The following is a 21,664-nucleotide window of genomic DNA, read 5'->3' as shown; positions in this document are numbered from 1 at the left end:
CCGGCTCTCGTGCCGGTGTCGGTTTCCGGCCTACCGCCGGGCATGTGTTCCATTGTAACGATCGAACCAGCTTACTTATGGCGCGATACCGGCCGACACCGCCATGGCGGCTCCGACGATGCCCGCGGTATTGCGCAGCGCGGCGGGCACCACGGGGGTTCTATTGGTGAGCAAGGGAATCCATTCCTGGTAGTCGCGGCTGATGCCGCCGCCCGCCACGAAGACGTTCGGCCAGAACAGGTTTTCCAGCGTGACCAGCACTTTGGACACCTCGCGCGCCCACTCCGGATAGGTCATGCCGACCCGATCCTTCACCGAGGCGGCGGCCCGATGCTCGGCCTCGCGACCGTCGACCTCCATGTGCCCGAGCTCGCTGTTGGGCATGAGGACGCCGTTGTACATCACTGCCGATCCGATACCGGTACCGAAGGTGAGCAGCATTACCAATCCGGTGAGATCCTTTGCCGCGCCGTACCGGTCCTCGGCCATGCCCGCCGCGTCGGCGTCATTGAGGACGGTCACCTCGCGCCCGCCCAGCGCCACCGAGAAGTGATGCCGGGCGTCGATGCCGATCCAGGTCTTGTCGATATTGGCGGCCGTGCGGACCTGGCCGTGCTGCACCACGCTCGGCATGGTGATGCCGACCGGACCCTCCCAGCCGGACTGGGCGACCAGTTTGGCCACCGCCTCGGCGACCGCGTTGGGGGTGGACGGATGTGGCGTCTCGATCTTGATGCGCTCGTAGCACAGTTCACCGGTCGCGAGATCGACCTCGGCCCCCTTCACACCGCTGCCACCGATATCGATGCCGAACGCGTGCCCGGGATCGGACATGGACCACTCCTCGTTCTCCAGTGATTTGCCGGGCAAACCGCAGGTCCCGGCCCATGAGCTGTGTCGTGCACGACAAGCCTAATGCGCGTGCTGCCGGATCTGTGCTGCGATGGAGGTCGTGCCGGAATCGAATTTCACTTCCACCGCCCCCGCCGCCACTCCGAAGCCCGACACTTCAGACATAGCCGAACTTCGCACGGACATAGCCGAACTGCGCCGCGTCGCGGTGTATCTGGCCGAGACCGCCGCCGCCCACGTGCGGGCGCGCCGCCCCGAGGTCTTCGGGTCCGGCCCGCATGCCGCGGATGCCGTGCAGGCCAAGAGCACGCCGACGGATCCGGTGACCATCGTCGACACCGAGACCGAGCAGTTGGTTCGCAAGCTGGTGGCGGAACTGCGCCCCGGCGACCGCGTGGTGGGGGAGGAGGACGGCGGTAGCCTGATCGACGATCCCGATCACGTGCACTGGATCGTCGATCCCATCGACGGCACGGTCAACTTCCTCTACGGCATCCCGTCCTATTCAGTGTCGGTGGCCGCGGTGCGCGGTGGCCGACCGGTTGCGGGCGCGGTCGCCGACGTGGCGCACGCGGTCACCTTCAGCGCCGGGCTGGGCCTGGGCGCGCATCGCGCCGAGTCGAGCCCGGACGGCACCGCTCCCGGCGGCACCCCGATCCCCTTGCGCGCCAACCCGGTCGACACGCTGTCCATGGCGCTGGTCGCCACCGGTTTCGCCTACGCGACGCCGCGCCGCACCCGTCAGGGCGAGTTGGTGGCGCGGGTGCTGCCGCACATTCGCGATATCCGCCGGTTCGGTTCGGCGGCACTGGATTTGTGCGCGGTCGCCGAGGGCCGCACCGACGCCTACTACGAGCACGGCCTGAACCTGTGGGACTGGGCGGCGGGCGCACTCATTGCGACCGAGGCGGGCGCGCGCCTGATTCTGCCCCCCGCGCCCGACTCGCCGGGCGCGGCAGGCGATTTGGTGGCGGCCGCGGCACCCGGCATCGCTGACGAACTGTTCGGTCTGTTCAAGCGTTTGGATGTCACCACCCCTATCCCGGTTCCCTGACAGGGGCCTGAACAGCTCCGGATATAGAGGACAAACAGGACGAAGCAAGCAAAAAGAATCGCCGCGGCCGAGGGGCCGCGGCGATTCTGTCATCCCGATTCATGGATGGCGTTGCGCCGCTACGGGTTTCGCGACGCCCCGGAAATCAGAGCCGAGCCGCCGCGAAAGAGATTCTCAACACTTCGCGTGCCGCGCCGCTTCCAACAGTTTGGGGTCGATGGCGGGCGCGGTGCCCGGCGTCGGGTTCTTCAGCGACTTCAGCACCTCTTCGGCATCCGTTCCGGGCCGGATGTCACGGAACAGCGTGCCCAGCACCAGATCCACCGTGTCGTCCTGGCGCTGATCCTCGATCAGCTCGGCGCACGGCATGACCAGCTGCACCGAGGCCGCCGCCGGACGTCCCTTGACGCCGAAGCGAATCTGCCCGGTGCACTCCAGATCGCCGTTCACATAGACCGGGTCATTGCCGATCTGCACGTCCGGCGCGCTGGCGAAACCGAGATCGCCCAGCTCGGAGGCCACGTGCGCGGCCTGACCGCGCTGATTGTTGGCGTTGAACACGCGCACCTTGGACGAGGCCAGCGCCGCGGGCTCCACATCCCGTAACCGCGAGTTCGACACCCGCTCCCCGAGTGGCGCGGGCTTGGCCGCGGACGTGCTCGAGGCGGGGCTGGGGGAGTTGCAGGCCATGGCGCCCTGGTCACTCTCGGTCGTCGTCAGCGCCTTGAACCACACGCCGACGCAGAGCAGAGCGATGACTCCCACCATGGCCGCCCACGGTTCCCAGCGCCGCCGAATGAACGGCCGCCCCTGCGGATCGGTCGAGTTACCTTGGGTGATCAGTGAAACCACGCCCACACTCTACGAAAACGCGGAGGTCGACGCGTGCAGGGCGTCGGCAAGTCGGGCATCGGGTGTGGCGATCGCCGTTCCCGGGGTATGCCGGTGGGGAAGGTCCCCGTCAGGTCTCGAACCTGGCGAGGAAGATCTCGGACTGTTCCCTCATCGGTGACGATTGACCCTCATTTTCAACTCGCACGGCTTTTGATTGCGACTTTTGTCCCGGGGTCCGCTATTGTCTGGCGGCCCAGATCGTACAACCCAGGTGAAACTGGGGTTCGATTTCGGGAACAACAAGGGCATGTCCTGCGTTGACCGAGCGCGATCCGCTGCGGATGAAGGACTATCCGGCTCGGATCTGTGACCGGTGTACGCGTGACGTACACCACGGGCGGGGCGGCATTCCCTCCCGATCCGGACCCGAAAGGGCCCGGTCAGGTGGGTGCCGGTCCGGGATATACGGAGTAAGGACGAGGGGAAGACGACATGGCAACCGACTATGACGCACCGCGGCGCAGTGAATCCGACGACGTGTCGGAGGACTCGCTGGAGGAGCTGAAGGCTCGCCGCAACGAAGCCGCGTCCGCCGTCGTGGATATCGACGAATCCGATACCGCGGAATCGTTCGAGCTTCCCGGCGCGGACCTTTCCGAGGAGGTGCTCTCGGTCCGGGTCATCCCGAAGCAGGCCGACGAGTTCACCTGTTCGAGCTGCTTCCTGGTGCACCACCGCAGCCGACTGGCCAGTGAAGCCGGCGGTCAGCTGATCTGCATGGATTGCGCCGCCTAAGGCTCTGTCCAGGTAGGGGATTCAGACGATTCCGTCAGCCCGCGCTCGGTCCGCCGAGCGCGGTCAGGAATCGGTCCGATCAATCGATCAGGAACCGGTCAGTTGCAGTGGCCGGTCCCGTCAACTCTGCTCGGCCGCGTTCTTCAGGCCGAGCGCGGCGATGATCTTCTCCGGATGGCGCGTGCTGACCAGCCAGTACGGCGTCGGATCGTCCGGATCGTCGAGGACGAGCAACACCATGGGCCCGATCCAGGCCCGATGCTGGACGAAGGCGGCGGGGTCGAGCTGTCGACCCAACGCCGCGCTCTTCGCGCTGGTCGGCACCGGAGCCGCACGCTTGACGAAGGTCGCGGGCAGGTGGGCGCGATCGGTGCGCAGCTCCGGCACGCCGTCGGCGTCGGTGGCGACTTCCACGGTGTGGCGGGAGAACCACACCAGCACCCAGGCCGCGACCGGGAACAGCAGCACGTACGGCAGCCAGGCCCGGATTCCCGGTGCGCCCATGTGGATTTCGGCGGCCAGCAGCCCGGTCACGACCAACGCGACGGGCACCCACCACCACGGCACCCAGAGGCGCTCGCGGTAAAGGACGGGGGTCTGCGGCTTGGATTCCATGGACACCTGGGGCTGCTGGTCGGACACGACATCAGACTAGGTCAATGAGTGCGGACCCGAACGCGTAGGCTCGGCCTACGTGACCGGTATTCCACCTATTCCCCTGCTGCGGCTCGATCCCGGCATCCCCGTACCGACGCGTGCCCACGAGGGCGACGCGGGCGTGGACCTGTGCACCACCGAGGACGTCATCATCGAACCGGGCGAGCGTGTGCTCGTCGGCACCGGCATCGCGGTGGCGCTCCCGATCGGCACCGTGGGCCTGATCCATCCGCGCTCGGGCCTGGCGGCCAAGGCGGGTCTTTCGGTCGTCAATACCCCCGGCACGGTCGACGCGGGCTACCGCGGTGAGATCAAGGTGTGCCTGATCAATCACGATCCGCGCGCGGCCATCGAGCTCCGGCGGGGTGACCGGATTGCGCAGCTGCTGGTGCAGAAGGTCGAATTGGTGGACTTCGTGGAGGTCGACACGCTCGACGAGACCGCGCGCGGCGCAGGAGGATACGGGTCCAGCGGTGGGCATGCCAGCCTGTCCGCTGGGTCCGGTGGGTCGGGTCAGGCGACCGGCAAGGAGGCATGACGATGGTGTTCGGACGCAAGAAAAAAGGCGGCGACAGAGCTGACGCGCCGCAGTACGACGACGAGTACACCGAGTACGACGAATACGACGAGTACGCGGACGAGTACGACGAATCCGGCGTGGGCACGGGCGAATTCGACACCGCCAACTTCGCGCCGGTGACCGTCGCCGCCGACCCGAAGTCGGGGCCCTACGACTACGAGGACGTCGCCGATCGGCTCGAGGCCATCGCCGAGCAGCGGCTGGACCTGGGCTCGGTCATCGTGCCGGTCCCGCCGGGCGGGCAGCTGCAGGTCGAGATGACCCCCGACGGCACGCCGCAGGCGGTGCACCTGGCCACCCAGCACGGCCGGATCACGGTGGCGGCCTACGCCGCGCCCAAGACCTCCGGCCAATGGCGTTCGGTGGCAGCCGATCTCGCCGAGACCCTGCGCAAGGACGGCGCGACCGTCTCGGTCGTGCAGGGCCCGTGGGGTCGTGAACTGCACGCCGTCACCCAGGGCGCGGACCTGCGCTTCATCGGCGTCGACGGCTACCGCTGGATGGTTCGCCTGGTGGCCGCCGGTCCGTCCGGTGCGGCCGACGACAACTCGCCGCTGGTGGCCGCCGCCCGCGCGGTTCTCGGCGAGACCGTGGTCCGCCGCGGCGACGAGCCGCTCCCGGTCCGCGAGCCCCTCCCGGTGGTCCTACCCCAGGAACTCGCCGACCAGCTAGCCGCCGCCCACCAGCAGCAGGTCGCCGCCCAGCAGCAGGCCATGCAGGCCCAAATGGCCGCCATGCAGGGCGGCCCCGCCTTCCAGCCCGAACAGCCGCCCCAGGAGCCCCGCCGCGGTGCCGAGGGCTCGGCCATGCAGCAACTCGGCCTGAACTGACGGGCCACCCGGCCCGGATCGGGTTCTGGCACAAGACGAACGGGGCACCGCCGATGTGGCGGTGCCCCGTTTCGCTTTCAGCGCAATTCGTGACAGCCGCTGGCCGCCGCGGCTCGACGACACGACGCGCGGTCGCGGTGGTGATGCGCGGCACGGTTGCGGCGGCCAGGCACTCCCGGATGCCGCCGCCCGTCGGCACAGTCGCCTGCGGCCCGGTAGTGAGACGCGGTGGTCAGGGGGTTGGGATGCGGCGGGGGAGTAGGGCGTTGAGGCCTCGGGTGCCGAGGATGGCCGGGTCCGCGCCCAGTTCGTCGAGGGTGATGGTGTGCAGGGTGGCATTGGGGATGAGGGTGGCCCAGTGTTCGGCGACCGTGAACGGGTGCACGGGATCGTCGATCGCGCCGATGATTTCGACCGGGGTGGTTATCCGGGCGAGGAGTTCGGGTTCGGGCCAGGCGTAGGCGGCGGCTTCCTCGAGAGCCGAGGGGAGATCCGGCCATTGAGCTGTCCAGGAGCGGGTCAGGGCCTCGGCGAGCCAGGCTGGACTCGACGCCTGCATGCGGGCTACGACGGCATCGAGACCGTCGGCACGAAGTTGGGCGGCCGTGGCGGCCGCACTCGCGGCGGCGGGGCAGTCGGTGGTGTCGGCACCGGTCCAGGCGGGGAGTGCGGCAACCACTCCGCAAACCAGGTCGGGGTGGTCGGCGGCCCAGTCGAGGGCGACGGCCGCGCCCAGGGAGATGCCTGCGATGAGGATCGGGCCGGAGCGCGCGGCGACATCCAGCGCGCCGCGGTAGCTGTCGATTACCCGGCGCGGATCCGGGTCGACCGCCAGGAACGGCAGATCCGCTGCGGCACAGGCGGATCCGAAGGCGCGGCGGGCGAAATGGGCGTCGGAGCCGGTCCCGGGCAGGGCCAGGGCCATCGCGGGACTCGCAGGGGCCACCGCCGGACGTGGAAGATCGGGCACCGACCGAGCGTAGCCGGGGCGACCACGACCCTGCCCGCGAGCGGGGGCGGGTTTGGGTACCGGTGGGTAATGGGTATGGCAAGTGGGATGCAAGCACCGTGTCCGCCACTGACGGGCACGCGTGGCGGGTGCGGGCCGGTGCATCTACAGTGGCCCTGTACGGCCATGGGCGGCCGGGTGGCAAACCACCGGGACGTCGTGGAAGGAAAAGGAACGACGTGAGACCCACGCCGTCGAGCTCTACAGGAGAGCGTGCGAAATGCCATCCGCGGGTGGGAAGGACACCCCGTCAGGCTATTTTCGACGGCTCAGCCGTCGCCTGACCGAGGACCTTGATCGTTTGGATGCCGAGGAACTCGCCGAGACGTCGGAGGCGTCGGGCGCGTGTCGGGCATCGGAGTGTCGACGCGGTGAAGAGGTCACCATGCTCGGCAGATTGCGCAGCGTCGAGGCCTGTCCCCGATCCGCGGGCGCGGAGGTCGAGGCGGAGTTCTTCGACGGGACCGACAGTGTGGCGCTGGTGTTCATCGGTCGGCGTCGCATTCCGGGAATCGAGCCGGGGCGTCGTATCCTGGTCCGCGGCCGCGTCGGTGAACGCGACGGCGGCAAGGTGATCTTCAACCCCTACTACGAACTCCGCGGGAACTCCTGACACTCATGCCGAATACCGACAGCAGCAGCGACGAGAGCCGCGGATCGACCGAGGCTTTCGACCCACCGACGGTGCAACTCGACGCCGTGATCGGTGACCAGCCGCCCCTGCGCCTGGATCGCGCGCTGCTGGACGAGGACACCCAGGCCCTGGTCGATGCCGAGCGCGCCGCCCTGGCCTCCGAGGTGGATGGGGACCCCGAGGCGGACGAGGAGCCCGAGCAGACGCTGCTCGAGCAGATGGGCGGCATCAGCGGCCTGATCTACTCCTCGCTGCCGGTGCTGGTGTTCGTGCCGGTGAATTCGCTGCGCGGGCTGACCGCCGCCATCTGGGCGTCGCTGGGTGTGGCCGCCGCGATTCTGGTGTGGCGCTTGGCACGTCGCGGTCCGATCCAGCCCGCGATCTCGGGTTTCCTGGGTGTGGGCGTGTGCGCGTTCATCGCCTACCGCATGGGTGAGGCCAAGGGCTTCTTCCTGTTCGGCATCTACGCGAGCCTGATCTACGGCGGCGCGTTCCTCATGTCCCTGGTGGTGCGTTGGCCGTTGGCGGGCGTGATCTGGGGTGCGCTCAACGGCCACGGCACGGGCTGGCGGTCCGACCGGCGCGCGATGCGGCTCTACGACATCGCGACCGCGGTGTGGGCGCTGGTGTTCGTGGCGCGCTACCTGGTGCAGAACCACCTCTACGATTCCAACAGCACGGGCCTGCTGGCGGCGGCCCGCATCGGCATGGGGTGGCCGTTGACCGCGGTGGCCGCGCTGGTGACCTTCTGGGCGGTCCGCAAGGCGGGTCATCTGCCGTCGCAGGCGGCCGAATCCACCGAATCCACCGCATAAATACCACTCGGTCTGCTGGCCGGTTGGCCGCATTCGGGCACTTATCGCGGTAAAAGCCCAGGGCGCAACACCTTCGGGGCCATTGGGGGCCGTAAGGGGGTGACCAACCCACCCCTGGGGTACCTATTTCCGGGCCCCCACCGCGAGCACGATCTTTCTCAGCACCTACGGAGAAAGGATCGTGGAGTTGGTTACCGACGGCAAGGCAGTGGCAGCGCAGGAACGGGGCGAGGGGCCCGGGACCGCGGTGCAGACTCAGGCCTCGCGCCGGCACCCGGCGGGGCGGGGAAGCAAGAGCACGAGCAGTGTGGCGACGTCGGAGTCCCGGCGCGCCGCAGCGGAACTGGAGAAGCTGATCGGTCCGGCCGCGGCCGGTGACCGGGACGCGGTCTCCGAAATTCTCAAGATCGTCTATCCGCTCGTCCGCCGCTACTGCGCGGCGCGCATGAGCGGCGCGGGTCACCTGCACGTGACCGCGGACGATGTGGCGCAGGAGATCTGCCTGGCGACCGTCCAGGCCATTCCGCGTTACCGGGATCAGGGCAAGTCGTTCCTGGCCTTCGTCTACGGCATCTCGGCCAACAAGGTCGCCGATGCCTTCCGGCGGGCGCAACTGCACCCGGCCTACCCGGTGGCGGAGTTCCCGGACGCGCCGATGAACGAGGCGGGACCCGAGGAGCGGGCGCTGGCCATGGAAACCCGGCGCGCGGCACGGGATCTCATGCAGGTGCTGTCCTCGACCCACCGCGAGGTGCTGGTCATGCGCATCGTGCTGGGGTGGACCGCGGCGCAGACCGCCGAGGCCATCGGCACCAGCCCGGGCGTGGTGCGGGTCATGCAGCACCGCGCGCTGAACCGGCTGCGGGCCGAATTACGGGCGGCGTCCTGATCGGTCGGGGGATTGCTCGACGATGAGCTGGACGAGAAGTGGGCCGGGCACTGGGGAGTGCGCCCGGCCCACAGTCGTTTCTGTCGTTGCCCAGTCGTGTCAGTCGTTGCCGAAGCCGTTGACGCCGAGCGCCTTCCGCAGATCGTCCTCGGCCTCGACGGAGGCGACGAACAGCAGCTCGTCCTCGCCTTCGAGGGGATCGTCGGCCTGCGGCACGATGACGCGCCCGCCGCGCAGGATCGTCACCAGGGCGGCATCGCGCGGCAGGGCGAGGGTGCGAACGGCCTTGCCCGCCAACGGGGTATCGGTGGGCAGGGTGATCTCGACCAGGTTGGCCTGACCCTGCCGCAGCGTCATGAGCCGCACCAGATCGCCGACGGACACGGCCTCCTCGACCAGCGAGGCCAGCAGGCGCGGCGTGGACACCGCCACGTCCACACCCCAGGACGAGTCGAACAGCCACTCGTTGCGCGGATCGTTGACGCGCGCCACCACTCGCCCGACTCCGAATTCAGTCTTGGCGAGCAGGCTGAAGACCAGGTTCACCTTGTCGTCGCCGGTGGCGGCGATGACCACGTCGTAGGTTTCCAGCCCGGCCTCTTCGAGCGTCTCGAGCTCGCAGGCGTCGGCGTGGGTCCACACGGCGGCGGGCGCGCTGGTGGGGTCGATGTGGTCGAGTCGGCGTTCCAGCAGCATGACCTGGTGGCCGCCGCGCAGGAGTTCCTGGGCGATGGAGCGTCCGACGGCACCGGCCCCGGCGATGGCTACCTTCATGATCAGACCTCCCGCGCAGGGGCATTCGCGGCCAGCGCCACGGCTTCACCGACGCTGCCGGAGGTGGCGGCGATGTAGACCTGGTCGTCGGCTTGCAACATGGATTTGCCGTTGGGCAGCACGCCCTGTCCGAAACGGATGATGAAGGCCACCCGCGCGCCGATGGCGTCCTCGAGCGCGTGCACCGGGTGGCCGTACCAATCCTCGTGCAGCGCGATCTCGGTGACCGCGACGGTGCCGGTGGGGTCGCGCCAGGTGGTGGTGGACTGATCGGCGATCAGGGTGCGCAGGAAGCGGTCGGTGGTCCACGGCACGGTGGCGATGGTGGGGATGCCCAGCCGCTCGTAGACCGCGGCGCGTTTGGCGTCGTAGATGCGGGCCACGACGCGCTCGACGCCGAAGGTCTCGCGGGCCACGCGGGCGGAGATGATGTTGGAGTTGTCGCCGGAGGACACCGCGGCGAAGGCCCCGGCGCGTTCGATTCCGGCGCGGGTCAACACATCTCGATCGAAGCCGACGCCGGTGACGCACAGGCCCGGGAAATCGCGGCCCAGCCGCAGGAAGGCGCTCGAGTTCTGATCGATCACCGCGACCTCGTGGCCGATGCGGACAAGGGCCCGAGCGAGCGAGGATCCCACCCGCCCACAGCCCATGATCACCACATACACCGTTCGAACCCCATTCCCGAAAACCTTTTGTGCGGTCTGGTTGCTTTGTTCGGGTCGCAACCGTACCGCTCGAGTTTCACTGCGGGCATTTTCCCCCTCCGGAAGGAGTTCAAACCGAATCGGAAAAAGCTCACGTCCCTCTTCCGCCACCCTACGACCGACCACCCCGTCGGTCGCGCGGTGGACGCGGGGCGTCGCGCACTGCCTTATGCTGCCTGGAGTGTCGAAGTTGACGACGGCCGCCAAGCGCATGCTGGTCGGCCGCCCTTTCCGCAGTGATTCACTCGGGCACACGCTGCTGCCCAAGCGAATCGCGCTCCCGGTTTTCGCCTCGGACGCCCTGTCATCGGTGGCTTACGCGCCGGAGGAGATCTTCCTGGTGCTGTCGGTGGCCGGGCTGTCGGCCTACGCCTACGCGCCCTGGATCGGTCTGGCGGTCGCGCTGGTGATGGCGGTGGTGGTGGCCAGTTACCGGCAGAACGTGCACGCCTATCCGTCCGGCGGCGGCGACTACGAGGTGGCGACCAAGAACCTCGGGCCCACCGCGGGATTGACCGTCGGCAGCGCGCTCCTGGTGGACTATGTGCTCACCGTGGCGGTGTCGATTTCGTCGGCGGCCTCGAACATCGGCTCGGCTGTGCCGTTCGTCGCAACCCACAAGGTGCTGTTCGCGGTGGTGGCGATTGTGATTCTCACGGCCATCAACCTGCGCGGTGTGCGGGAATCCGGTACGGCCTTCGCGATTCCCACCTACGCGTTCATGATCGGCATGTTCATCATGCTGATCTGGGGGTTCACCCGGATCGGGGTGCTGGGGCAGTCGGTGCACGCGGAGTCCTACGGGTTCGGGCTCAAGGCCGAGGAGAACCATCTGGCCGGGCTGGCGTTCGTGTTCCTGATCGCGCGCGCGTTCTCCTCCGGCTGTGCGGCGCTGACCGGTGTCGAGGCGATCAGCAATGGTGTGCCCGCGTTCCGCAAACCCAAGTCCCGCAATGCCGCGACCACGCTGCTGCTGCTCGGTGCGATCGCCATCACGCTGTTCATGGGCATGATCGTGCTCACCCAGAAGGTCGGCATCGTCTACGCGCACAACAGCTCCGATCTGATCGGCGCACCCGCGGGATACGAGCAGAAGACCCTGGTGGCGCAGTTGGCGGGCGCGGTGTTCTCCGGCTTCCAGCCGGGCTTCTACTTCATCACCATCGTCACCGCGCTGATCCTGGTGCTGGCGGCCAATACCGCGTTCAACGGGTTCCCGGTGCTGGGTTCGATTCTGGCGCAGGACCGTTTCCTGCCGCGGCAGCTGCACACCCGCGGTGATCGGCTGGCGTTCAGCAACGGCATCCTGTTCCTGGCCGGTGCGGCCATCGCGTTCGTGGTGCTGTTCGGCGCGGAGGTGACGCGGCTGATCCAGCTCTACATCGTGGGTGTGTTCGTGTCGTTCGTGCTGAGTCAGACCGGCATGCTGCGGCATTGGACGCGCCTGCTGCGCACCGAGACCGATCCCTCGCATCGGGCGCGGATGAAGCGCTCGCGGGTGATCAACGCCATCGGCCTCACCATGACCGCGACCGTGCTGGGCATCGTGCTGGTGACCAAGTTCCTGGCGGGCGCGTGGATCGCGATCGTCACCATGACGGCCATCTTCGGGTTGATGAAACTCATTCGCCGCCACTACGACACGGTGTCGCGGGAGCTCGACGAGACCGATTGGGACGGTGTGCTGCCCAGCCGCACGCATTCGATCGTGCTGGTGTCCAAGCTGCACATGCCCACCAAGCGCGCGATCGCCTACGCGCGCGCCACCCGCCCCGACACGCTCGAGGCGATCACGGTGAACGTGGACGAGCCCGACACCCGCGCGCTGGTGCGCCAGTGGGAGGCCAGCGATATCGCGGTGCCGCTCAAGGTGATCGAATCGCCGTATCGCGAGATCACCAAGCCGGTGGTGGATTACGTCAAGCGCGTGCGCAAGGATTCCCCGCGCGACGTGGTGACGGTGTTCATCCCCGAATACGTGGTCGGTCACTGGTGGGAGCAGTTGCTGCACAACCAGAGTGCGCTGCGGCTCAAGGGCCGTCTGCTGTTCGAGCCCGGCGTCATGGTGACCAGCGTCCCGTGGCAGCTGTCGTCTTCGGCCGGGAAGGCCCGCGCCGCCCGCGTCGTGAATGCCCCCGGCTATGTCCGTCGCGGCTTCGGGGACGAATCGTGAGCTCCGACTGGTACGGCCAGATTCTCGAGGTCCGCCTCGGCCCACCCGGCCACGGCGGCTTCTGTGTGGCCCGCCACGAGGGCCGCGTGCTGTTCGTCCGCCACGGCCTCCCCGGCGAGCTCGTCCGCGCCCAGGTCACCGAGGACCGCGGCGGCTCCTTCTGCCGCGCCGAGGCCATCGACATCCTCGAGCCCTCCCCGGACCGCGTCCCCGCCACCTGCCCGGTCTCCGGCCCCGGCGGCGCGGGCTGCTGCGACTTCACCTTCGCCACCCCCGCAGCCCAACGCGACCTCAAGCGCCAGGTCGTGGCCGACCAACTCCGCCGCCTCGCCAACTGGGAACCCGACTTCACCGTCGAGCCGATCCCCATCCCTTTCGGCCTGCCGAGCGGCGTGGTGGCGCAACAGGACTCACGCCCCGGCGGGCGCGATGACGCCATGCCCGCCGGTGCAGCGCCGGGGCGAATCGGCGGCGTGGCCACACATCTGGCGAGCAGCTTGATCGCCCGGCCCGGTACCGACGCGGCCGAAGTGGCGGTGGGGAGCCGGGTTTCAGCGGCGGGGTATACCTCCGGGTGGCGGAGTCGGGTGCGGTTGGCGGTCGATGCCGACGGGCGGGCCGGGGTGCATCGGTATCGGAGTACCGAGGTGGTCGCGGATTTGCGGTGCCCGCAACCCATGGCGGGGGCCATGGCGGGGATCGCGGAGCGGAAGTGGACGCCCGGGGCCGATCTTGTTGTGGCCGTTGATGGTGACGGGATGCGGCATATTGTCGAGGTCGCGCCCGCTGAGGCCGAGGAGGGCGGTCAGCGGGGTCGGGGTCAGCGTGGCCGTGGTGCTGGACGGGATCGCGGACGCGGTGCCGGAGGGCGCGGGGGTGATCGGCGCAGTACCGCTGCTCGGCGCGCGGCCGCCCATGGGGTGCGCGAGGAGCGGGTGGTCGAGGGGACCGGGCGGGCCGTGCAGTATGTGGCGGGGCGTCGGTGGGAGTTGTCGGCGACCGGGTTCTGGCAGCCGCATTATGGTGCGGCGCAGTGTTATTCCGATGTGGTCGCGGAGTGGGCCGAGGCCGCGCCCGGGGCGCTGGCCTGGGATTTGTATTGCGGTGTGGGGGTTTTCGCGGCTCGGGTGGCCGAGCAGGTGGGGGAGGCCGGGGCGGTGCACGGGGTCGAGTTCGCTCGGAGCGCGGTCGCGGAAGGCCGTGTGGCGCTGCGGGATCTGCCGTGGGTGGACCTGCGTGCGGAGCGGGTCGAGCGGTGGATTGTCGAACAGCCGAGTACCGCACCGGATGTCGTCGTCCTCGACCCGCCGCGCGCAGGCGCGGGCAAGGACGTGATCAACGCCCTGGGTGAGCGTTCCCCGCGCCGAATCATCCACATCGGTTGCGACCCAGCGGCTTTCGCCCGCGACATCGGCCTGTACCGCGCGGCGGGCTACCGACCCGTCGAATTGCGAGTCTTCGATGCCTTCCCGGGCACTCATCACGTCGAGTGCATCGCAGCACTGGAGCGCTGACTCTTCACGATCAGGGAGCTCTCACCGAGGAATTTTGTCCGATTCCCCACGCTGAGAGCTCCCTGATCTTGCCCTGTGGGATGGGTTGGGGGACAGGGGGTTGGCGGTGCGTAAAGATGGATGCTCGTGACTACGTTGTCGGATCCGACGTTGGCGTCGGTGGTCGAGCTGATCTACGGGGATCAGTCGAGGTTTCACTCGCTCGAGGCGCTGCTGTTGGGGGTGGATCTCAAGCGGCCGGAGTATCGGGGTGAGCTGTGGGTGAACGCCGACAGCTACTGGGGGCGGTTGGTGACGCCGGTGTTCGGGGCGCGGCAGGCGGCGCTGGGCGGGAACGCCGAGGCCGATCGCGCGCTGCTGGATCTGGTCGAGGTGACGGTGGCGCGGTTCCTGCAAGGGGAGTCGTTGGCGCGCAAGCATCTTCCGGGCTGGATGCCGGGCCTGCGCAAGGCGCTGCTGGTGGACGGCTATCAGATGAAGATCGACCGGGCCGGGGTCATCGGCCAGGACGGCGGGGTGCGATGTCGCCTGAAACCCACCGCCTACCTGCCGATTCGACTAGAAGAGCAGCTGAACCTGCTGGCGACCGAGCTGGAGGTGCGCGGCCAGCAGGCGGCCCTCGCCGACCTGCGCCAGGCGCTCAAACACCATGAGCGCGAGCGCTTTCAACCCTGCGAGAAGCGCCTCCGCTCGGCCCTGCAACACATCACCGCCTACGCCGCCGGAACCGGCGACCTCGACGCCACCGGCAACGTCCGCCACCTGGTCGACACCGGCCGCCTCACCGTCGCCGAGGGCACCCGCCTGCTCCACGACCTGCGCACCATGGTCGTCTCCGATCCCCACCCCCACCGAACCCGCCCCGACGCCACCCGCTTCCGCATCCAACTCACCCTGGTCCGCGCCACCGCGCTGCTGGCCCGCGTCGACCTCTAACGATTGCCTACACGAGTTGCCAGGTGACCCGGATGGTGGTGGAGAGTTCGCTTTCGCCGAGTTCGACCGGGATGGATTCGGCGTAGCCGCCGACCTTGTTGGCGGCGAAGGCGATTCGGGGTTGGGGGACGGGCCCGGAGATGTTCTCGGTGATCTCGACCACCGGGCCGAGGGTGCGGCTCGCGCGGTAGACGTACTGTTCGGCCTTGCCGAGGGCGTGATCCCAGGCCGCGTCGCGGGCACGGACCATGAGGGCTTCCTCGTCGGCGACCGCGAGGGTCAGCCCGCCGAGTCGCACATCGTCGCCACCGGCGTCGACCGCGTGGGCAATGATCGCGGCGGGACCGGTCTCGTCGGATTTGGCCTCGCCCTTGTCGGTGGCGATATCGCGCAGGGTGACCGTCAGCGAGGTTCCGGCGATATATCCGACCAACTGCTCGCGATTCCCGTCGGTCCACACGGTGTCCGCCCGCACCGTGAGCCCGCTGGTATTGATGTCGCGCCCGGCCACCCCGTCCGCCCGCAGCGCCCCGATCACCGCGTCGGCCCGCTGCCCGGCCCGCGCGTAGGCCGCCGCCACCGTGTCCGCCCGGGTCTCCACCGAGATGTTCACCCGCATGATGTCGGGTGTGGCACTGGCGCTCCCGGATCCGATCATCGTGATCGTGCCGATGGCGTTATCGCTGGTCACGGATTTCCTCCTCGATCGGATGGGCACAACCCAGCCGATGCTACCGACGCCCGCGGACCCGCCGCCCGTGCCGCGCGGTCAGGCCACCGGGTCGGGGAGCGCGCGGGTTCCGGCGGCGATCTCGGTGGCCTCGGCCAGATCGAGCCGGAGTACCAGGTCGGGCTGTTCGGCCGGACCGTCGTGGTGGGTGATGCCGGATTCGGTGATCACGTAGTGAAAGACCGTGTCCCCGATGTGAATCGTGGCGGTGCCGCTGGGTATCCGTTCGGCGATGGCGTGCCCGAGGGGCAGCGCGAACCAGTGCGCGCGCACGGCGTCGGTGGCGCGGCGCTCGCCGAGTTGTGTAGTGCCCCAGACGGACAGCGAGTCCAGCACCGGCCGCAGGGCCGCGCCGGAGTCGGTGAGTTCGTAGACGGCCGTGCCCGCGCGCGGCCCGACGCGGCGCTTGGTGAGAATCCCGTCACGCTCGAGGTCCTTGAGCCGGGCGGCCAGCACGTCGGTGCTGATGCCCGGCAGGTCGGCGAACAGATCGCTGTATCGGCGCGGGCCCGAACACAATTCGCGGACCACCAACAGGTTCCACCGGTCGCCGACGATGTCGAGGGCGCGGCTGACGGTGCAGTAGTGGTCGTAGCTTCGGCGTGGCACGACCCCACTGTAACCAAGAACTTGGAAAAACAAAGTGAAAACTTGGAAATTCCAAGTAGAGTGTGCGGCAACCACACCGAGAAGGGGTCGTTCATGCAGGTGAAGCAGTCGAGCAAGCTGGCGGGCGTGTCCTATGAGATTCGCGGGCCGATCGCCGAGCACGCCGCGCGGCTGGAGGCGGAGGGGCATCACGTGGTGAAGCTCAATACCGGCAACCCGCTGCCCTTCGGCTTCGAGGCACCCGCGGAACTGCTGCAGGACATGGTGCGCAACCTGCCCGCCTCGAGCGGCTACTCGTCCTCGAAGGGGCTGCTCTCGGCGCGGCGCGCGGTGGTGCAGTACTACCAGACCCTCGGGCTCACCGAGGTCGATGTCGAGGAGGTCTTCCTCGGCAACGGCGTCTCCGAACTCATCATGATGGCCATGACGGCGCTGCTGGAGAACGGCGACGAAGTCCTCGTTCCCGCACCGGATTTCCCGCTCTGGACCGCCTCCACCGCGCTCAATGGCGGGCGACCGGTGCACTACCTCTGCGACGAGGGCGCGGACTGGATGCCGGACCTGGCCGATATCGAGTCCAAGATCACCGACCGCACCCGCGCGCTGGTCATCATCAACCCGAACAACCCGACCGGCGCGGTCTACACCCCCGACGTGCTGAAGGAGATGCTCGAGATCGCGCGCCGCCACAACCTGGTGGTGTTCTCCGACGAGATCTACGACAAGATCCTCTACGACGGCCTGACCCACACCGCGACCGCCGCGCTGGCCCCGGATCTGTTGTGCCTCACCTTCTCCGGGCTCTCCAAGTCCTACCGGGCCGCCGGATTCCGCGGTGGCTGGATGGTGGTCTCGGGCCCGACCGAGCACGCCGAGAACTATCTCGAGGGCCTGACCATGCTGGCCGGGCTGCGGCTGTGCGCGAATGTCCCCGCGCAGCAGGCGATTCAGGCCGCCCTGGGCGGATACCAGAGCATCTACGACCTCACCCTGCCCGGCGGCCGCCTGCGGGAGCAGCGCGACCGCGCGTGGGAGACCCTCAATGCCATCCCGGGCATCTCGTGCGTGAAGCCGAAGGGCTCGCTGTACGTGTTCCCGCGCATCGACCTGGACATGTACCAGATCCACGACGACGAACAATTCGTCCTGGACCTGCTCCTGCGTGAGAAGATCCACATCGTCCAGGGCACCGGCTTCAACTGGCCCCGCCCCGACCACTTCCGCCTCGTGACCCTGCCTCACGCCGACGAACTCGAAGCCATCATCGAACGCATCGGCCGCTTCCTGGCCACCTACAAGCAGTAGTCAGCCGATGGTTCCGTCCAGGTCGATCGGGGAGCGGTCGGGGCGGAACACGCAGCGGGTGCGCGTGTAGATGGTGGGCATGCACTTGTTGCAGTGGACGCAGGCCGAGCGGGTGGTGGCGTCGGATTGGATGCGCTGCAAGAGGTTTGGTTCGCGCAGCAAGGCTCGGCCCATGGCCACGAAGTCGAAGCCCTCGGCGCGGGCCAGGTTCATGGTGTCGAGGTTGGTGATGCCGCCGAGGAGGATGAGCGGCATGGACAGTTCGCGGCGGAATTGGCGGGCGCGGTCGAGGAGGAAGGCCTCCCGGTAGGGGTATTCCTTCAGGAAGGCGCGGCCGACGGCGCGGAAGCCCAGGCGGGCGGGGGTGGGGAGGACTTTCGCGAATTCGGCGCGGGGTGCCTCGCCGTGGAAGAGCAGCATGGGGTTGAGAAGTGAACTGCCAGCGGTCAATTCGAGGGCGTCGAGCGCGCCGTCGGCCTCGAGCCAGGCGGCGACCTGCACGCTCTCGGGGACGGTGAGTCCGCCGCGGCGGCCGTCCTCCATGTTCAACTTGGCGGTCACCGCGAGGCGGTCGCCCACGGCTTCCCGTACCGCGCGGGCGATTTCGCGGGCGAGGCGGGCACGGTTGGACAGCGAGCCGCCCCAGCGGTCGCGCCGCCGGTTGAGTAGGGGGCTCAGGAACGAGCTCACCAGATAGTTGTGGCCGAAATGGATTTCGACCGCGTCGAAGCCCGACTGCTCGGCCAGCAGCGCGGCCTTCGCGTGGGCCGCGATGAGTTCCCGGATCTCGGCGTCGTCGGGAACGCGCATGGCCCGCATGCTCAAGGGGCTGAACAGCTTGCTGGGTGCGAGCGCGGGGGCGCGATTGGAGGCGGCATTGGCCACCGGCCCCGCGTGCCCGATCTGCGCGCTGGCCGCCGCGCCTTCGGCGTGTACCGCGTCGGTCAATTCCCGCAGTCCCGCAATGGCTTCCGGGCGCATCCAGATCTGGTGCCGGTCGGTGCGCCCGCCCGGCGCGACCGCGCAGTAGGCGACCGTGGTCATGCCGACGCCGCCCGCCGCGACCTCGCGGTGGAAGTCGATCAGCTCGGGGGTGACGAGTGCGTCAGGGGTGCGGCCTTCGAAGGTGGCGGCCTTGATCACTCTGTTGCGCAAGGTGATCGGGCCCAGTCGGGCGGGTGCGAAGATGTCGTTCATCGTTGTTCTCCCGGTGCGGTGAGTCCGGCCACCACGAAGTCCCGCAGGGCGGTCAGCGCCGGTCCGGGCATCCCGTGCTCCTCGATCTCGGGGGTGCCGAACCGCATGATGATCAGGTCGAAGGCCAGCATCCAGCGCCGCTTGGCCTCGGCCGGGGCGAGTTCGGGTAGCAGCTTGGCCCAGGAATCCATGCGGAACCAGGGGCCGCGCCACGAGGTGAGGTGGCGTCCGAGCACGAAGCGGGCCAGCAGTCGAAGATGCAAGCGCCCCAATGGATCCGCGGCCAGCTCCAGGAACGGCGCGAGAATGGTGTCCACCACCGCGGGCACCGATTCCCGCCCGCCGGTGGCTCCGGCGAGCCCCTCGGCCCACAGCGGCCCCAGCCGATCCTCGATCAGCGCACCGACGAGCGCCTCCTTGGACCCGAAGTGATAGTGCACCGCCGCCGGATTGGCCCCGGCCGCCGCGCACACCGCCCGCACGGACACTTCGTCGTAGGGCTCGGTCAACAGCAGCCTCTCGGCCGCCGCGAGCAACCGCTCCCGCGTCCCGGCCGCCACCTTCTCAACCATGCCCAGCAGTGAAACACGTTTCAAACATCATTTCAATCATTGATTGAAAACGGTGGTAGATGGAGTGTGTCTACCCCTTCGAGAGAGCGTGGCCGGTTAGCGTCAGCGCATGGACGAGGTCGTGCAGCGGGTACTGAGCTTTCCGGCGATCTGGACCTATGTGGTGGTGGCGCTGCTGGTCATCGCCGAGGAGGCCATGGTGTTCGGGCTGCTGGTTCCGGGGGATACCGCCGCCATCCTCGCGGGTGTTGCCGCCAGCCAAGGGCATGTGGGGATCGCCACCACGCTGGTGTTGGTGATCGTGTCGGCGGTGGTCGGGGCGAGCATCGGGTATTGGCTGGGGCGCGCGTACGGGACCCGGATGCTGCAGTGGGCGATCTTCAACCGCTATCGCGACAACCTCACGCGCGCAGGGGATTTCCTGCAGCGGCACGGCGGCTGGGCGATTCTGGTGGGTCGGTTCAGCACGTTCTTTCGGACCATGCTGCCGCAGTTGGTCGGGATGTCGCCCATGTCGTACGGCCGGTTCGTGGTGGCCAGCGCGGCGGGCGCGATCATCTGGGGCTCGGTGCTGGTGCTCGCCGGATACCTGGTCGGCCAGTCCTTCACGGCCATCCTGAAGCGCATCGACTCCGACCTGATGATCATCGTCCCGATCGTCGCCGTGCTCGCCCTGATCTACTGGAAATGGCACCGCCACCGCAGTGCCGGGCAGGAGTGAGCTACTCGCTCTGCGCCCACGCCGCCACCGGAAGTGTCAGGTAGACACCGATATTCGCGTCCACGAACTTTTCGATGTCGGCGAGCAGTCGATCGCAGCGCTCCTGCCGGTTCTCCGCTCGCGACGCGAAGTACTTCGACCGCACCTCGATCACCAGATCCATGCCGGAGCGATCGAACTCCCCGAGCGGTCGGAAGCGGATCTCCACGTCACCGGGTTGCAGGTCGCCGTCGTACGGCTCCTCCGGGCACTCGACCGCCGTGGACACCAGGTGAGGCAGCCATTCGCCGAGCTCGCGCAGCACGGTCTCGGGTAGCTCCGGTTTGTAGGTCACCTCGACGAGCGGCATTCGATCATTCTATTGATCTGCCGCGGCACCGGATTGGCCGCGTCAGGAGGTGCGCAGGCTGGCGATCATCTGCTTGGCCTGGTCGGCCGGGAGCTCACCGGTGGTGCCGCGGTCGGCGAGGACGGTCATGACCAGGGTGGCATTGCGGGGACCGGCGAAGGCGAAGGTGTAGACGGAGTATCCGTTGGTGGTGCAGCCGGGCTGGGTCGGCTTCCACGGACCCGACGTCTCGACCTGCTGCCCGGTCATGCCGCTGGTGGTGGTCACCGCTACCGGCGCGCCGGGCTTGCCGCCGGTCGGGTCGTCGTAGCCGCCCTCGATGGCGATCTTGGCCGCCTTGGTGGCGGCGGCCCCGAGATCGGTGCCGGGGAGCTGGGCGACGAAGGCCAGGGAGCGGAAGGCCGAGCCGGGGCAGTAGTTGTCGCCCTCGCTGGACCTGGCATACCCGATGAGCACGCCGTCGGCCCCGGACTGCGTGGAGGTTTGGGTCGGCGCGGAGATGGTCCACCCGGCGGGTACGTCGTAGCTGATGCCCAGGGCCGGGGCGACCACGGTGCGGCCGCCCGGCTTCGAGCCGGAGGGGGTCGGGGACGGGCTGCCGCCCTTGCTGGTGGACGGATTGCCGCCCTTGCTGGTCGGGGGCGCGCCCGCGGTGCTGGTGGGCGCGGCGGACGTGCTACCGGAATCGTCGCGGGTGAGCGCGTAGGCCGCGATGCCGCCGCCGACCAGCACGAGCACCGCCGCCACGGCACCGAGAATCAGCCACGTCCGATTCGGTCCGCCCGGCGCGGGAGGTCGGCCGTAACCCGGAACCGGTTGCTGCCCAGGAAAATTCGGGTCGGCCTGCCCGGGATAGAACTGCTGCGTCGGCTGGTAACCCGGCTGCTGATAGCCCTGCGGCTGATTCGGGTCGATCGGCGGATACGCGGGCTGCCCCCACCCTTGCTGGCCCTGCTCCGGCTGTCCCCAGCCCTGCTGCACCGGCTGCCCCCATGCCTGCCCCGGGTCCGGGTACGCGGGCTGCTGGTACGGGGCCTGCGGCGGATATCCACCCGCTACACCGTGATTCGCGGAACCATAGGGATTCGACCACTGATCATGGTTGTCCGTCACGTGTTTTCACCCTCG

Annotated in this window: 24 protein-coding genes; 12 read left to right on the top strand and 12 right to left on the bottom strand. The window is 68.5% G+C overall.

Translation table 11 applies throughout. The features are described from left to right. Positions 1–75: 75 nt before the first annotated feature. Positions 76–834, bottom strand: coding sequence for a polyphosphate--glucose phosphotransferase (gene ppgK, locus VMT40_RS07730; RefSeq protein ID WP_326357299.1), 759 nt, complete (start codon positions 832–834; stop codon positions 76–78). A 109-nt stretch (positions 835–943) separates the two neighbouring features. Between ppgK and VMT40_RS07725 the strand changes: the two genes are divergently transcribed. Further along, positions 944–1,906, top strand: coding sequence for an inositol monophosphatase family protein (locus VMT40_RS07725; protein ID WP_326357298.1), 963 nt, complete (start codon positions 944–946; stop codon positions 1,904–1,906). A gap of 174 nt (positions 1,907–2,080) precedes the next feature. Here VMT40_RS07725 and cei read toward each other — a convergent pair whose 3' ends face one another. After that, positions 2,081–2,758, bottom strand: coding sequence for an envelope integrity protein Cei (gene cei, locus VMT40_RS07720; RefSeq protein ID WP_326357297.1), 678 nt, complete (start codon positions 2,756–2,758; stop codon positions 2,081–2,083). A 474-nt stretch (positions 2,759–3,232) separates the two neighbouring features. On the opposite strand from cei, the gene VMT40_RS07715 reads away from it, so the two are divergent. Further along, positions 3,233–3,535 (top strand): DUF4193 domain-containing protein, encoded by a 303-nt coding sequence (locus tag VMT40_RS07715; RefSeq protein WP_120739486.1) that lies wholly within the window; start codon positions 3,233–3,235, stop codon positions 3,533–3,535. 120 nt (positions 3,536–3,655) lie between these two features. Here the strand turns inward: VMT40_RS07715 and VMT40_RS07710 are convergent, their stop codons facing one another. Next, positions 3,656–4,150 (bottom strand): DUF3093 domain-containing protein, encoded by a 495-nt coding sequence (locus VMT40_RS07710; protein ID WP_326358523.1) that lies wholly within the window; start codon positions 4,148–4,150, stop codon positions 3,656–3,658. 79 nt (positions 4,151–4,229) lie between these two features. Here VMT40_RS07710 and dut point away from each other — a divergent pair, with 79 nt between their 5' ends. Together dut and VMT40_RS07700 are read left to right on the top strand one after the other, a co-directional pair. Then, positions 4,230–4,730 carry a dUTP diphosphatase gene (gene dut, locus VMT40_RS07705; RefSeq protein ID WP_326357296.1) on the top strand — a complete coding sequence of 167 codons (501 nt, stop codon included), beginning with the start codon at positions 4,230–4,232 and terminating at the stop codon, positions 4,728–4,730. A gap of 5 nt (positions 4,731–4,735) precedes the next feature. Continuing rightward, a complete protein-coding gene (locus VMT40_RS07700) occupies positions 4,736–5,602 on the top strand; it encodes a DUF3710 domain-containing protein (protein WP_326358522.1) in 867 nt (288 codons plus the stop codon). A 232-nt stretch (positions 5,603–5,834) separates the two neighbouring features. Here the strand turns inward: VMT40_RS07700 and VMT40_RS07695 are convergent, their stop codons facing one another. After that, positions 5,835–6,527, bottom strand: a complete 693-nt coding sequence (locus VMT40_RS07695) for an alpha/beta fold hydrolase (protein ID WP_326358520.1) — start codon at positions 6,525–6,527, stop codon at positions 5,835–5,837. Positions 6,528–6,831: 304 nt separating this feature from the next. Here VMT40_RS07695 and VMT40_RS07690 point away from each other — a divergent pair, with 304 nt between their 5' ends. From VMT40_RS07690 to VMT40_RS07680, 3 genes are all read left to right on the top strand, one after another. Further along, positions 6,832–7,224: an OB-fold nucleic acid binding domain-containing protein gene (locus VMT40_RS07690; protein WP_326308319.1), complete on the top strand. Its 393-nt coding sequence runs from the start codon at positions 6,832–6,834 to the stop codon at positions 7,222–7,224. A 239-nt stretch (positions 7,225–7,463) separates the two neighbouring features. Further along, positions 7,464–8,060: a DUF3159 domain-containing protein gene (locus tag VMT40_RS07685; RefSeq protein ID WP_326358519.1), complete on the top strand. Its 597-nt coding sequence runs from the start codon at positions 7,464–7,466 to the stop codon at positions 8,058–8,060. A 307-nt stretch (positions 8,061–8,367) separates the two neighbouring features. Continuing rightward, positions 8,368–8,949: a sigma-70 family RNA polymerase sigma factor gene (locus VMT40_RS07680; protein ID WP_326357295.1), complete on the top strand. Its 582-nt coding sequence runs from the start codon at positions 8,368–8,370 to the stop codon at positions 8,947–8,949. A gap of 99 nt (positions 8,950–9,048) precedes the next feature. On the opposite strand, the gene VMT40_RS07675 is transcribed toward VMT40_RS07680, so the two are convergent. Beyond that, positions 9,049–9,723: a potassium channel family protein gene (locus VMT40_RS07675; protein ID WP_326357294.1), complete on the bottom strand. Its 675-nt coding sequence runs from the start codon at positions 9,721–9,723 to the stop codon at positions 9,049–9,051. Between the two features lie 2 nt (positions 9,724–9,725). Then, on the bottom strand, positions 9,726–10,391 hold the full coding sequence (locus tag VMT40_RS07670; RefSeq protein WP_326357293.1) for a potassium channel family protein: 666 nt from the start codon (positions 10,389–10,391) through the stop codon (positions 9,726–9,728). Between the two features lie 220 nt (positions 10,392–10,611). On the opposite strand from VMT40_RS07670, the gene VMT40_RS07665 reads away from it, so the two are divergent. The 3 genes from VMT40_RS07665 to VMT40_RS07655 all read left to right on the top strand — a co-directional run bounded on the left by VMT40_RS07665 (position 10,612) and on the right by VMT40_RS07655 (position 15,053). Beyond that, a complete protein-coding gene (locus tag VMT40_RS07665; protein ID WP_326357292.1) occupies positions 10,612–12,603 on the top strand; it encodes an APC family permease in 1,992 nt (663 codons plus the stop codon). Further along, positions 12,600–14,117 (top strand): class I SAM-dependent RNA methyltransferase, encoded by a 1,518-nt coding sequence (locus VMT40_RS07660; protein ID WP_326357291.1) that lies wholly within the window; start codon positions 12,600–12,602, stop codon positions 14,115–14,117. The genes VMT40_RS07665 and VMT40_RS07660 overlap by 4 nt, the downstream gene beginning before the upstream one ends. Positions 14,118–14,243: 126 nt before the next feature. Then, on the top strand, positions 14,244–15,053 hold the full coding sequence (locus VMT40_RS07655; protein WP_326357290.1) for a hypothetical protein: 810 nt from the start codon (positions 14,244–14,246) through the stop codon (positions 15,051–15,053). A 7-nt stretch (positions 15,054–15,060) separates the two neighbouring features. On the opposite strand, the gene VMT40_RS07650 is transcribed toward VMT40_RS07655, so the two are convergent. Then, positions 15,061–15,744: an SIMPL domain-containing protein gene (locus VMT40_RS07650; protein WP_326357289.1), complete on the bottom strand. Its 684-nt coding sequence runs from the start codon at positions 15,742–15,744 to the stop codon at positions 15,061–15,063. A 78-nt stretch (positions 15,745–15,822) separates the two neighbouring features. Further along, positions 15,823–16,392: a winged helix-turn-helix transcriptional regulator gene (locus tag VMT40_RS07645; RefSeq protein ID WP_326357288.1), complete on the bottom strand. Its 570-nt coding sequence runs from the start codon at positions 16,390–16,392 to the stop codon at positions 15,823–15,825. A gap of 93 nt (positions 16,393–16,485) precedes the next feature. On the opposite strand from VMT40_RS07645, the gene VMT40_RS07640 reads away from it, so the two are divergent. Beyond that, positions 16,486–17,697 (top strand): pyridoxal phosphate-dependent aminotransferase, encoded by a 1,212-nt coding sequence (locus VMT40_RS07640; protein WP_326357287.1) that lies wholly within the window; start codon positions 16,486–16,488, stop codon positions 17,695–17,697. On the opposite strand, the gene VMT40_RS07635 is transcribed toward VMT40_RS07640, so the two are convergent. Together VMT40_RS07635 and VMT40_RS07630 are read right to left on the bottom strand one after the other, a co-directional pair. Then, the gene (locus VMT40_RS07635) at positions 17,698–18,894 is read right to left on the bottom strand and encodes an NADH:flavin oxidoreductase (protein WP_326357286.1); all 1,197 of its coding nucleotides are present in this window, start codon (positions 18,892–18,894) and stop codon (positions 17,698–17,700) included. Beyond that, complete coding sequence (locus tag VMT40_RS07630; RefSeq protein WP_326357285.1) at positions 18,891–19,466, bottom strand: TetR family transcriptional regulator; 576 nt, start codon at positions 19,464–19,466, stop codon at positions 18,891–18,893. Before VMT40_RS07630 ends, VMT40_RS07635 begins: the two co-directional genes overlap by 4 nt. A gap of 109 nt (positions 19,467–19,575) precedes the next feature. On the opposite strand from VMT40_RS07630, the gene VMT40_RS07625 reads away from it, so the two are divergent. Further along, positions 19,576–20,187 (top strand): DedA family protein, encoded by a 612-nt coding sequence (locus VMT40_RS07625; protein WP_326357284.1) that lies wholly within the window; start codon positions 19,576–19,578, stop codon positions 20,185–20,187. 1 nt (position 20,188) lies between these two features. On the opposite strand, the gene VMT40_RS07620 is transcribed toward VMT40_RS07625, so the two are convergent. After that, the gene (locus tag VMT40_RS07620; protein WP_326308303.1) at positions 20,189–20,536 is read right to left on the bottom strand and encodes a hypothetical protein; all 348 of its coding nucleotides are present in this window, start codon (positions 20,534–20,536) and stop codon (positions 20,189–20,191) included. A gap of 42 nt (positions 20,537–20,578) precedes the next feature. Continuing rightward, on the bottom strand, positions 20,579–21,649 hold the full coding sequence (locus tag VMT40_RS07615) for a hypothetical protein (protein WP_326357283.1): 1,071 nt from the start codon (positions 21,647–21,649) through the stop codon (positions 20,579–20,581). Positions 21,650–21,664 lie beyond the last annotated feature (15 nt).

The organism is Nocardia sp. CDC160, assembly GCF_035818795.1.
Taxonomy (GTDB): Bacteria; Actinomycetota; Actinomycetes; order Mycobacteriales; family Mycobacteriaceae; genus Nocardia.
The sequence above is the reverse complement of the archived record's forward strand: the minus strand, read 5'-3'. Positions and strand labels throughout refer to the sequence as shown.